General features: G+C 57.3%; 10 protein-coding genes, 1 tRNA gene and 2 rRNA genes (2 of these 13 only partly in view). 5 read left to right on the top strand and 8 right to left on the bottom strand.

Translation table 11 applies throughout. The annotated features are described in order from the left end of the window. From BLM14_RS02580 to BLM14_RS02590, 3 genes are all read left to right on the top strand, one after another. Positions 1-1671: ribosomal RNA gene (locus BLM14_RS02580) — 23S ribosomal RNA — on the top strand (it extends 1361 nt beyond the left edge of the window). A gap of 214 nt (positions 1672-1885) precedes the next feature. Beyond that, a 5S ribosomal RNA gene (rrf, locus tag BLM14_RS02585) occupies positions 1886-2000 on the top strand. A gap of 170 nt (positions 2001-2170) precedes the next feature. Beyond that, a tRNA-Met gene (locus BLM14_RS02590) sits at positions 2171-2247 on the top strand. A gap of 252 nt (positions 2248-2499) precedes the next feature. On the opposite strand, the gene BLM14_RS02595 is transcribed toward BLM14_RS02590, so the two are convergent. The 8 genes from BLM14_RS02595 to BLM14_RS02630 all read right to left on the bottom strand — a co-directional run bounded on the left by BLM14_RS02595 (position 2500) and on the right by BLM14_RS02630 (position 9989). Next, positions 2500-3000: a gluconokinase gene (locus BLM14_RS02595; protein WP_099997963.1), complete on the bottom strand. Its 501-nt coding sequence runs from the start codon at positions 2998-3000 to the stop codon at positions 2500-2502. Then, positions 2997-3764 carry an SDR family oxidoreductase gene (locus BLM14_RS02600; protein WP_099997964.1) on the bottom strand — a complete coding sequence of 256 codons (768 nt, stop codon included), beginning with the start codon at positions 3762-3764 and terminating at the stop codon, positions 2997-2999. Before BLM14_RS02600 ends, BLM14_RS02595 begins: the two co-directional genes overlap by 4 nt. Before the next feature lie 86 nt (positions 3765-3850). Beyond that, positions 3851-4918, bottom strand: a complete 1068-nt coding sequence (locus tag BLM14_RS02605; protein ID WP_099997965.1) for an ABC transporter ATP-binding protein — start codon at positions 4916-4918, stop codon at positions 3851-3853. Positions 4919-4926: 8 nt separating this feature from the next. Next, positions 4927-5703, bottom strand: coding sequence for a carbohydrate ABC transporter permease (locus tag BLM14_RS02610; protein ID WP_100000993.1), 777 nt, complete (start codon positions 5701-5703; stop codon positions 4927-4929). 47 nt (positions 5704-5750) lie between these two features. Beyond that, positions 5751-6653, bottom strand: a complete 903-nt coding sequence (locus BLM14_RS02615; protein ID WP_099997966.1) for a carbohydrate ABC transporter permease — start codon at positions 6651-6653, stop codon at positions 5751-5753. 76 nt (positions 6654-6729) lie between these two features. Beyond that, positions 6730-7941 (bottom strand): ABC transporter substrate-binding protein, encoded by a 1212-nt coding sequence (locus BLM14_RS02620; RefSeq protein ID WP_099997967.1) that lies wholly within the window; start codon positions 7939-7941, stop codon positions 6730-6732. Between the two features lie 116 nt (positions 7942-8057). Beyond that, positions 8058-8954 carry a sugar phosphate isomerase/epimerase family protein gene (locus tag BLM14_RS02625; protein WP_099997968.1) on the bottom strand — a complete coding sequence of 299 codons (897 nt, stop codon included), beginning with the start codon at positions 8952-8954 and terminating at the stop codon, positions 8058-8060. Between the two features lie 12 nt (positions 8955-8966). Beyond that, positions 8967-9989 carry a Gfo/Idh/MocA family protein gene (locus BLM14_RS02630; RefSeq protein WP_099997969.1) on the bottom strand — a complete coding sequence of 341 codons (1023 nt, stop codon included), beginning with the start codon at positions 9987-9989 and terminating at the stop codon, positions 8967-8969. 165 nt (positions 9990-10154) lie between these two features. Here BLM14_RS02630 and BLM14_RS02635 point away from each other — a divergent pair, with 165 nt between their 5' ends. Further along, complete coding sequence (locus tag BLM14_RS02635) at positions 10155-11189, top strand: LacI family DNA-binding transcriptional regulator (RefSeq protein WP_099997970.1); 1035 nt, start codon at positions 10155-10157, stop codon at positions 11187-11189. An 87-nt stretch (positions 11190-11276) separates the two neighbouring features. Further along, positions 11277-12500, top strand: partial view of an aldehyde dehydrogenase family protein gene (locus BLM14_RS02640; RefSeq protein ID WP_099997971.1) — the 5' portion only. 210 nt of this gene lie beyond the right edge of the window; the window shows 1224 of its 1434 coding nt (coding positions 1-1224); the start codon lies at positions 11277-11279; its stop codon lies off the right edge, out of view.

Below are 12500 nucleotides of genomic sequence, written 5' to 3' on the forward strand. Positions count from 1 at the left end.
ACAGCTCACTGGTCTAAATAAGGGTCTTTGCGCCGAAAATGTACCGGGGCTCAAGCCATACACCGAAGCTGTGGATTTGCTTAGCAATAAGCAAGTGGTAGCGGAGCGTTCTGTAAGCCGTTGAAGAGGGACCCGTGAGGGCCTTTGGAGGTATCAGAAGTGAGAATGCTGACATGAGTAACGATAAAGGGAGTGAGAGACTCCCTCGCCGAAAGTCCAAGGGTTCCTGCTTAAAGTTAATCTGAGCAGGGTTAGCCGGCCCCTAAGGCGAGGCCGAAAGGCGTAGTCGATGGGAACCACGTTAATATTCGTGGGCCTGCGGGTAGTGACGGATCGCGTGTGTTGTTCCTCCTTATTGGATTGGAGGGGCTTCGAAGCGGTTCCAGGAAATAGCTCCCGCGTATAGACCGTACCCTAAACCGACACTGGTGGACTGGTAGAGAATACCAAGGCGCTTGAGAGAACTGCGTTGAAGGAACTCGGCAAATTGCACGCGTAACTTCGGAAGAAGCGTGACCCTTTTTGACGCAAGTCAAGGAGGGTGGCACAGACCAGGGGGTAGCGACTGTTTACCAAAAACACAGGGCTCTGCGAAGTCGCAAGACGACGTATAGGGTCTGACGCCTGCCCGGTGCTGGAAGGTTAAGAGGAGAGGTGCAAGCTTTGAATCGAAGCCCCAGTAAACGGCGGCCGTAACTATAACGGTCCTAAGGTAGCGAAATTCCTTGTCGGGTAAGTTCCGACCTGCACGAATGGCGTAACGACTTCCCCGCTGTCTCCAACGCAGACTCAGTGAAATTGAATTCCCCGTGAAGATGCGGGGTTCCTGCGGTTAGACGGAAAGACCCCGTGCACCTTTACTATAGCTTTACACTGGCATTCGTGTCGGCATGTGTAGGATAGGTGGTAGACTTTGAAGCGGGGGCGCCAGCTCTCGTGGAGTCACCCTTGAAATACCACCCTTACCTATATGGATGTCTAACCGCGGTCCGTTATCCGGATCCGGGACAGTGTATGGTGGGTAGTTTGACTGGGGCGGTCGCCTCCTAAAGAGTAACGGAGGCGCGCGATGGTGGGCTCAGACCGGTCGGAAATCGGTCGTCGAGTGCAATGGCATAAGCCCGCCTGACTGCGAGACTGACAAGTCGAGCAGAGACGAAAGTCGGTCATAGTGATCCGGTGGTCCCGCGTGGAAGGGCCATCGCTCAACGGATAAAAGGTACGCCGGGGATAACAGGCTGATGACCCCCAAGAGTCCATATCGACGGGGTTGTTTGGCACCTCGATGTCGACTCATCGCATCCTGGGGCTGGAGCAGGTCCCAAGGGTATGGCTGTTCGCCATTTAAAGCGGTACGTGAGTTGGGTTCAGAACGTCGTGAGACAGTTCGGTCCCTATCTGCCGTGGGTGTAGGAATATTGACAGGATCTGTCCCTAGTACGAGAGGACCGGGATGGACGTATCTCTGGTGGACCTGTTGTGGCGCCAGCCGCATAGCAGGGTAGCTATATACGGACGGGATAACCGCTGAAGGCATCTAAGCGGGAAACCCACCTGAAAACGAGTATTCCCTATCAGAGCCGTGGAAGACCACCACGTTGATAGGCCGGGTGTGGAAGTGCGGCAACGCATGAAGCTTACCGGTACTAATAGCTCGATTGGCTTGATCATTCTCATTACTTATATCCATCTGTCTCGCTTGCGAGACAGATCGATTGGATTTGTCTCACGCGCCGTATCGCACCTTTGGTGCGGGCGCTGCGACAGCGCGCGGCATAAGCCGCGACGGCCGCTTGGCCTTGCGGGCTTACGCCCGGAACGCAAGCAACCTCCAATCAAAACAAACAAAAACTCCAGCTTCTCACATAACGTTGCGCTTTGCTGACCTGGTGGTTACAGCGGGGTGGCTGCACCCGATCCCATTCCGAACTCGGCCGTGAAACGCCCCAGCGCCAATGGTACTTCGTCTCAAGACGCGGGAGAGTAGGTCGCTGCCAGGTCTGCCAAACGCAACGTTATTCAAAGCTCACAAACACACAGAACAATCCAACAGGCCGCCGCTTTTAACGCAGGGCGGCCTTTTGCTTTTGCAGCCCAAACAATGTAAGATCAAACTTACGCAAAACAGCAAAAGCGGCAAACAATCCCGGTCAACAGCCGGATATGGTGGCGCGGGGTGGAGCAGCCCGGTAGCTCGTCAGGCTCATAACCTGAAGGTCACAGGTTCAAATCCTGTCCCCGCAACCAAATCCTTCCCTCGTATAAGAAACACGCCTTATCGCTGGCGCGAAGACTTCATCTTCGCTGGCGATGGTAGCTCGTCGTTCGCAAGCTCACCATAACCTGAAGGGTGAGGGACGTCCGGCAAAGCCGGTCAATCAGTCCAGTGGACTGATTGAAGACCCGAACCGGCAAAGGCCTGTCCCCGCAACCAAACTCAATGCCCGACAAAGCCAGCTTCTTATCCAAAAACCCCGCCTCAAGCGGAGTTTTTGGCGTTTATACGGCAAGCTCGTTCAACCAGGTGACGCTTGTTTGAACGATGCCGTCGATCGGCTCTTTCACGTCCTGGCGAAGGACAAGCGGTTCGCCGGTTGGTGGTTCGAGCGTCGCCAATTGACTGTCGAGCATCGAAAGCGGCATGAAATGACCGGTTCGCTTGCCCATATGGTTACGCAGGATGTCCAGACTGCCATCGAGGAAGATGAAGGCGAGGGGACCGCCGGCGGCCCGGCGCAAACGATCGCGATAGATTTTCTTCAGAGCAGAACAGGAAATCACGATGCCCTTTTCGGCTCGCGCCAGTTCGACGCCAATCTTGTCCAGCCAGGGCCAGCGATCTTCGTCGGTCAATGGAATACCGGATGCCATTTTCTGCACATTGCTTCGCGGGTGCAGAACGTCGCCTTCGATGAAGGGCAAGCCCAGCGCCGCCGCAATTCCACTTCCCACCGAGGATTTGCCGGAGCCGCTCACTCCCATGACGACAGCGCGAATCATAGCGAAGCGGTGATGCCGCCATCAATATGGATGACCTGGCCGTTGACGAAGGAAGATGCGTCGCTGGCCAGGAAGACCGCTGCGCCAACCAGTTCGTCGACATTGCCCCACCGGCCGGCCGGCGTGCGCTTTTCCAGCCACGAGGAAAAATCGGGATTGTCGATCAGTGCCTGATTGAGCGGCGTCTTGAAATAGCCGGGCGCGATCGCATTGATCTGCAGGCCATATTTTGCCCAGTCCGTACACATGCCGCGGGTGAGATTGCGCACGGCGCCCTTGGTTGCCGTATAGGGTGCGATCGAGGGGCGGGCGAGTTCGCTTTGCACCGAGGCAATATTGATGATCTTGCCGCGTCCGCGTTTGATCATGTGCTTCGCTACGCTCTGGCCAGCATAGAAAACACTGGAGATATTGGTCTGCAGCAATTGCAGCCATTTGTCTTCGGGGAAATCCTCCAGCGGTGCCCTGAACTGCATGCCGGCATTGTTGATGAGAATGTCGATGGCACCTGTTTCGGCTTCGATCCGATCAACACCGCTTTTCACAGCTTCAAGGCTGGTGACGTCGAAATCGGAACCATAGACCGTGTAACCGGCTGCCCTCAGCTCCGCGACCGCCGCGTCAACCTTGGCCTTGTCACGGCCGTTGATGATGACTGCGGCGCCGTGCGCTGCCAGACCCCTGGCCAGCGCCAGGCCTATGCCCTGGCTGGACCCGGTAACAAGGGCAAGCCGGCCCTCAAGGCTAAATAGCGGATAGACCATGGATGTTCATTCCCTGCGTTGGTTTCTCCATGATTGCAGCAGCGAAGCTGAGTCGCAATTGCTGCCGGCCCAGAATCGCCAGAACATTATATCGCCAGTTCTGTCTCGCGATCAAAGAGATGGATATTGTCCAAAGCGATATGCAGGCGGACCCTATCACCCTTGCCCGTTTCAGGCCTGCCACTATGGGCGAGAACCACGGACTGCGATGCGACGTCGAGAACAATGAAGGTCATGCTCCCCGTCGACTCAATGCCTGTGACGACGGCATCAATGGCCACGTCGTTGGGGTTTGGTTTCAATGAAAGGTGTTCGGGTCGCATGCCAACCCAGAGTTCGCGACCGGGAACTGTGCTGCGTTTCAGGTTGATCCGCTGCGCGTCGTTCGTGTCAAGTACGACAGTACCATGGCCGCTTGCAGTCGCAGGCAGGAAGTTCATCGCCGGCGAGCCGATGAAACCGGCAACAAACTTGTTCGCCGGATGGTCGTAAAGATCAAGCGGACTACCCTGCTGTTCGACAACGCCAGCACGCATGACGACGACATGGTCAGCCATCGTCATCGCCTCGACCTGATCGTGGGTGACGTAAACCGAAGTCGCGTTCAGGCGCTCATGCAGTTTGCGGATTTCGCTGCGCATGTGGACACGCAGCGCCGCGTCGAGATTGGAAAGAGGTTCGTCGAAAAGGAATACCTTTGGATTGCGCACGATGGCGCGGCCCATGGCAACGCGCTGCCGCTGACCGCCTGACAAGGCTTTGGGCAAGCGACCGAGGAGACTGCCAAGACCAAGGGTTTCTGCGGCGGTTCGTGTACGCTCGGCGATTTCGTCTTTCGGACGGCGCTTCAGCCGCATCGAATAGTTCATATTGTGCTCGACATCCATATGCGGGTAGAGCGCATAGGACTGGAACACCATGGCTACATCGCGCTCACGCGGCGGTTTGCCGATGACGCTTTGTCCGGCAATGCGGACATCGCCGGAACTGGTTTTCTCCAGTCCGGCAAGCGTGCGCAGCAATGTGGACTTGCCGCAGCCTGACGGCCCGACAAGGGCGACGAACGAGCCCTGCTCGATGGCAATGTTGACGTCCCTGAGTGCGTGAAACCCGCCATAATGCTTGTTCAGATGGTCGATCTCGATCTGGAGCATGGTTTACCTCATTTCAGCGCGCCGGCGGTCAGGCCGCTGACGATACGCCGTTGCAACAGCATGAATACGATCAGGATGGGCGTTACATAGATGGCCGCGTAGGTCATGATGCCGTTCCAGTCATTGGCATTCGGTCCCATGAAAGTCTGCAGGCCGACCGTCGCTGTCTGAAGCTCATTCTTGGCAATCAGCGAGCGCGCATAAACATATTCGCCGAAGGATTGCAGGAAGATCAGCACGGAGGTGACCAGAATGCCGTTGCGCGCCAAAGGCAGCATGATGCGGAAGAACGCGCCGATGCGCGACGACCCGTCGACAAGCGCCGCTTCTTCCAGTTCACGCGGCACTTGCACGAACGTCGCGCGGCAAAGCACAATGTAGAGGGGAAGCACCTTTGCCGTTTGCGCCAGGATTACTGCGACGCGCGGGCTGGCCAGGAGGCCGATCTGGTTGAACATGACGAAGATCGGCGTCACCATCAGGGACGACGGCAGGACCTGCATCATCAGGATGGCAAAGAGGGCGATCTCCATCCAGACATTGCGAACGCGCGACAAGACGTAGGCGCAGCCGGTCCCCAATGTCGTGACAAGTATCGTTACCCCGATTGCGATGAGCAGCGAGTTCCACAGGTAGCGGCCCATGTCGCGGCTTTTCCAGATATCCAGAAAATTCCATTGCGGGTCGTTGGGCCAGAAGGTCGGCGGAAACTGAAAGATTTCCGTGCTGCCTTTGAGCGCCGTGAGATACATCCAGTAGAGCGGGAACAGGTAAATCGCCGTCATGACGAGACCGATACCAAGAAGAATATAGCGTTTCACCAGCGTTCTCCTCAGTAACTGTGTTCGTGGCGGGTGGAACGGACGTAGACCGCGGCGACCACAATGACGAAGAGAATCATGAGGACGGAAACGGCACTGCCGAGCGATATTTCGTAGGTCTGGAACGAGAGCTGCCACGACCAGTATTGTGCGACATTGGAGCTGTCCGCCGGGCCGCCTTGCGTGAGTGCCGCAATCAGGTCGAATTGCTGCAATGTGAAAATCATGCCAAGCGAGATGACAGCACCGAGCTGAGCACGCATCAGGGGCAGGGTAATCGACCGGAAGCGCTCGAAGGGACCGGCGCCGTCGAGCTCCGCGGCCTCATAGACATCGCGCGGAATGCTTGCAAGTCCGACGGAAAGCAGAATCATGTTGAAGGGAATGCCGAGCCAGACATTGGCGATGATGACGGCATAGAGGGCGACATTGGGGTCGGAGAGCCAGAAGATGCGATCGTCGGCAAGGCCAAGTGCCGTCAAGGCATAGTTGATGACGCCGAAATCACCTGCAAACAGCCATTTCCAGATGGCGCCGACGACCAGTGCCGGCATTATCCACCCGGCAAGAAACAGGCCGCGCAGATAGGTTGCACCCGGAAAATCCTGCTGGAAGAAGAGGGCAAGGCCGAATCCGATCGAGAGCTGGAACACGATCGAGAGCACAACGAACTTTACCGTGTTCCAGAGCACGGTAGCGGCAATCGGCTGCGAGAAAATATCGTAGTAGTTCGCAAGGCCAACGAAAGGCCGCTTGAACGAGGTGATCGTGAACATGTCGACGGTCTGCAACGACATGATGATATTGTAGACGATCGGAAAGGCCGAGAACGTAACCAGATAGACAAGGGCAAGTCCAAGCAGCAGGATATCAAATCCACTGCCATCCCGGATGGTCCTGATGATGCCCTGCATAGCGTCCTCCCGCTCGCCGCTTCAATATGAATGATTGTCGCTCCCCCGCATTGGCGGGGAAGCGACCGACAAGAACCTAGTCGTTCAAAACAGCGTCGATCTGTTTCTGCGCCGTGGCGAGTGCCGTCTTCGCATCGCTCTGATGCGTCAGCGATGACTGAATCGCCGTATAGATGGCTTTCGAGATCTTTGGCCATTCGGGGTGCGGACCGCGATTACGGGCATATTTCATGCTTTCCTCAAAGACCGCATAGATCGCCGGCGTGTTGGGATTGTTGGACTGCACTTTCGCTGCCGGGAGAAAACCGAAACGGTTCCAGACATCGGGCATTTTTCCGTAAAGGAACTCAAGCAGGATAAAGGCTTCTTTCGGATGCTCGCTGTTGGCGAGAATCACGTTGTCGCCTTCACCCAAGGCCGATGCGCGGGCTGCGCCTTCCTGAGGGACTGGGAGGAGCGCAGCGCGATATTCAAACTTTGCTTCGCGTCCCATACGGGGCAGTTCCCATGGGCCGGAAATCGCCATCGCCGCATTGCCGGCATTGAAAGTGCCAGTCGAATCGAACTGCCCGCGGATCAACGTGTCCGGAGAGGCAAGCTTTTCATCAAGCAGCTTGCTCCAGAAATCCAGAACCTTCACGCCACCTTCCGTATCGACCTTGTTGTAGTCGCCGCCAGCCATCTGCAGCCAGGGCAGGAATTGGAATGTCCCCTCTTCGGTGGCTACCGCCGAAAACGCCAGACCATAGATGTTGTTTGCCGGATCATTGAGCTTCTTCGCGGCAGCGTAGAGTTCATCCCAGGTTTTCGGCGGGTTGTCCGGATCGAGGCCTTTCGCCTTGAACATGTCCGCATTGTAGTAGAGCGCGATTGTATTGGCGCCGCGGGGAACACCATAAATCTTTCCATCCCAGGTGACCGATGAGAGGGGGCCAGGGAAGATATCGTCCTTCTTGATGATTTTCGATTCCGCCAGCATCGGCGTGAGATCGAGCAACAGACCGCGCGAGGCAAAGAGCGCGACTTCCGGATTATCGATGTAAGTCACGTCGGGCGATTCGCCCGTTGCGGTCGCGCGGGCCAGATCATTGACCATGTCGCGAAACTGGACGGTCTTGATGTTCAGCTTGATGTCAGGATGCGCTTGCTCGAATTCATCCTTCAACAGATACATATATTGATCGGGCCTATCGATAGTCCAGATATCCAGTGTCACCGGCTCGGCTTGCGCGGCAGCACCGGATATGAGCAGCGCCGCCGCTGCAATCCAATGTGAAATGCGTTTCATCGCTTCCTCCTCTTGTGGCTGGGCCGGACCACGTGCTTCTTTCTGGCACGTTTGACCGGTGTTGGCTTTCTTTCATCTCCGGAACTCCCGTCCGGAATCGGGCCCGCATCGGGAAATCAGGGATTGGCGACGAATGTGCCGCCACGGCTTTGTTTCAGATAATTGAGCGAATGGACCTGTCCGGTCATTTCCAGTTCGTTGCGGTAGACTGGATCGTGCCAGCCTTCGATATCTATCGAGCCGGACCAGCCCGCAAGACGCAATTCGGAGATGACATCGACCCAGTTGGTGTCACCAAAACCCGGAGATCGCATGAACACGAACTTCTCCTTGCCGAAAATGCCGTGCTCGCGAATGACTTCCCAGCGGATCGTCGCGTCCTTGCCGTGAACGTGGAAAATCTTCGGCGCCCATTTGCGGATCTGCGGCAGCGGGTCGATCAGATAGACCATCTGGTGACAGGGCTCCCATTCGAGACCGAGATTATCGGCGGGAACTTCGTTGAAGATCATTTCCCACGCATCGGGATTATGGGCGATGTTCCAGTCACCGCTTGCCCAATTGCCGTCCATGGCACAGTTTTCGAAGGCGAGCTTCACGCCTTTGTCGGCGGCGCGCATGGCGAGTTCCGTCCAGACCCGCCTGAACTGCGGCAAGCTCTCCTCTATCGGTTTCCCGCGAATGCGTCCGGTAAATCCCGCAATCGTCGTTGCGCCGAAAAGATGGGCATTGTCGATCAGCGCTTCCCAGCCTTTCAGGGTTTCGCGGTCGATTTCAGTATCCTCGAGCGGGTTGCCGAACATGCCGAGGGTCGTCATCGTTACGTCCGCATCGCCAATCGCTTCGTTCAACTCGGCTGCCAGCCTCGGCAAATCCTTGTTCATCACCTGCCAAAAGAAGGGTTCGATGCTTTCGAAACCATGCCGCAGGATGTTTTTGACATAGGCGGCAGGATCCGGTGCATTGCCCTTGATCATGGTGCCGATACGGATAGCCTTTGCCGGATTGTTCACTCTCGAACTCCTTCAGATCGTAATTTCGATGCGCCGGCCCGATTCGGCGCTGTCGATCGCACCGAACACCATGGCGAGGCTCTTGATATTCTCCGTGCCGATTGTCTCCGGCACGGGACCGCCGCGTGTAGCGGCAATAAAATCCTGCATGACTCCGAGGTGACCGCCGACGCGATCAGAAGCATCTAGGGGAGGGATGCCGACGGCGGCCACCCCGGAGAACAGGCCATCCTTGCCGGAGGTGACGGCTTCGGCCCGTATGTCATCATGCCCGTCCCAAACAACAGAACCCTTGCTGCCGACGATGCGCCAAGCACTTTCCCAGCTTGTACGCAAACCGTCGGCGCACCAGCTGCCGCGGTAGGTGAAAATCGCACCGTCGGCGAACTCGAATATGGCGGCGGCGGACGATCCCTGGCTGTACCAGGAATTGGCAGGCTCCCATTCCTGGGCGTAAACGGCAGTGGCTGCGGCACCGGCCATAAAGCGGGCGGCGTCGAATGTGTGGATCGCCATGTCGAGAAACAGGACGTGGGGCATTTCTTCTCGGAAGCCGCCGAAATGCGGAGCGAGAAAGAAGTCGCAATGGATGCTGGTGACTTCGCCGATAGCGCCTGACTCGATCAGTCTGCGGATACGCCGGATCTGGGCGAGGTAACGCCTGTTTTGCACGACGGCATGGACCCGGCCTGCCTCTTGCGCACGCCGAACGAGATCGCGGGCCTCCTCCAGTGTTTCGGCCATAGGCTTTTCGGAGAGGACATGGCATCCGGCTTCCAGTCCGGCCGCAACGGTAGCGTGCCGCGCGGCTGGCACCACGATATCGAAAAGCACATCTGGGCTGGTTTCGGCCAGGACCCTTGCAAGATTGTTACCGATGAGGGCGGAGGCCAGTCCAAATTCCGTGGCCCGCGTTTCTGCACGTGCGGTGTCCAAGTCGACAACGCCGACAATCTCGACATCACCAATGGTGCGGACTGCTTCGAACCAGGCTTTGCTCATGGCTCCGCAGCCGACTAAAACCGCACGCTGCATATTGTCTCCTCCCAACGAAATCCATGGCTAAACCGATTAAATCGGTTGCAATTGGGCTCCGTAAACGTTTACGATTTCATATAGGAGTTTTGTTTTTGTCAATCCCTCATTTCGGTGTTTTATGAGGGGCGGCCCTCAGAACGAGTCGGCAAAGGGAGAAAAGGCGTGAGTATTCGGGACCTTGCCCGCCATCTCGATATTTCGATCGGTACCGTATCGCGGGCCCTGAACGGCAAGTCAGACGTCAATCCCGAGACGCGGGAGCGCGTGCTGGCGGCGGCGAAGAAGCTCGGCTACGTCCCCAACCAGTCTGGCCGCAGCCTGAGGCAGGGCACGACGAACACCATCGGTTTCATGATCGAGTCGACCATCGAGACCGCTGACAATGGCGGGAGCTTCTTCATGCCGGTCTTCGAGGGCGTGCAATCGGTTTTCCGGCGGCACCACCTCGATCTCGTGGCGCTGCTGTGCGGAACCGACGAAGATCCTTCCGCCTATCTCAATCGTGTGGTCGGGCGCCGCTTTGTCGATGGGCTGATCATTTCGGCCACCACGCGCAACGATCCGCGCATTACGTTTCTGCTGGATCGAAAGATTCCCTTTGTTGCCCTTGGGCGAAGTGCTACGGGCGGCGCCTATCCATGGATCGATCTCGATTTCGAAGGGGTCGCAGCGACGGCAGTGACGCGTCTCGTCAATTTCGGACATAACCGGATCGCCATCGGGGTTCCCGCGAGCGATATCAACCTCGGCTATGTTTTCCAGGACGGCTACAAACACGCTCTTGCTGCCAATGGTATCCCTTTCGATCCCGCGCTCGTCCTTCCTGCACACAGCAATGAAGAGGGCGGATACCAGGTAGCCAGCGCCATGCTTGCCCAGAAGCACATGCCGACCGCGGTCATTCTCGTGAACGAAAATATGGCCATAGGTCTTTACCGGCGATTTTATGAAGCGGGTATCCATCCCGGCCGCGACATTGCCGTTATCGGTTTCCGGGAGAGCACGCAAAGCCGCTTCCTGTCGCCAACGCTGACCTGTTTTCGCATCTCGTTGCGGGATCTCGGTATCAAGCTGGCCGAAGCGCTGCTTTCGACCATGCCGGCATTCAGGAACAACTATCCTCAGGAGAGGGTGGAATTGATCTGGCCAATGGAACTCGTTCCCGGCGAAAGCGACGTGCTGAAGCGCACTGCCTGAGATCAAAAAACGGCGAGGCGGGAGATTGGCGTTGAAACAAGCTGCTCCTGTGGTATTGGTTCCGCCAAACAGGATGAGAGATATATCATGACCTTCCACCAGAATCTGATCAATGGCGAATGGGCCGGTGGCGACGCCATTGCCAATATCAATCCGTCGAACACCAATGATGTCGTCGGCGAGTATGCGCGGGCGACGGCTGATGACACGCTGAATGCGATCGCTGCGGCGAAGGCGGCATTCCCGGCGTGGTCGCGGTCCGGCATTCTCGAGCGCCATGCGATCTTGCGCAAAACCGCCGATGAGATCACTGCCCGCAAGGATGAACTCGGCCGGCTATTGTCGCGCGAGGAAGGCAAGACGCTCGCCGAGGGCATTGGCGAAACGCTGCGCGCCGCGCAGATCTTCGATTTCTTCGCTGGCGAAGTGCTGAGGCTCGCCGGCGAGGTGCTGCCAAGCGCCCGGCCGAATATCGGCGTCGAGATCACCCGCGAACCCGTCGGTGTTGTCGGCATCATCACACCTTGGAACTTCCCCATCGCCATTCCCGCCTGGAAGATTGCCCCGGCTCTCGCCTATGGCAATACGGTTGTGTTCAAACCGGCTGATCTCGTACCTGGCTGTTCCTGGGCAATCGTCGACATATTGCATCGCGCCGGCTTGCCGAAGGGTGTGCTCAACCTTGTCATGGGCAAGGGCTCGGTGGTGGGCCAGACCATCCTCGACAGTGCCGACGTCAATGCCATCACCTTCACCGGATCGGTCGGCACGGGCAAGCGGGTTGCCGCCGCCTCAATCGAGCACATGCGCAAATTCCAGCTGGAGATGGGCGGCAAGAACCCCTTTGTTGTTCTCGACGATGCGGATGTGAATGTTGCCGTCGAGGCGGCGGTGAACAGCGCCTTTTTCTCCACGGGACAGCGCTGCACGGCGTCATCGCGCATCATTGTAACGGAAGGCATTCACGACAAGTTCGTGTTCGCAGCAACCGAGCGGTTGAAGGGCCTTGTGGTGGATGACGCGCTCAAGGCCGGAACGCATATCGGTCCTGTCGTCGATGAGAGCCAACTCAAGCAGGATATGGATTACATCGAGATTGGCAGAAGCGAAGGCGCCAACCTCGTTTTCGGCGGCGAACGTCTGAACCGGGAAACGCCGGGCTTCTATCTGCAGCCGGCGCTCTTTACCGAGGCGACCAACCAGATGCGCATCTCACGCGAAGAAATTTTCGGCCCTGTCGCCAGCGTCATTCGCGTCAAGGACTACGAGGAGGCACTGCATACGGCCAATGACACGCCGTTCGGGCTGTCC

The sequence above is a fragment of the Phyllobacterium zundukense genome (assembly GCF_002764115.1).
Taxonomy (GTDB): domain Bacteria; phylum Pseudomonadota; class Alphaproteobacteria; order Rhizobiales; family Rhizobiaceae; genus Phyllobacterium; species Phyllobacterium zundukense.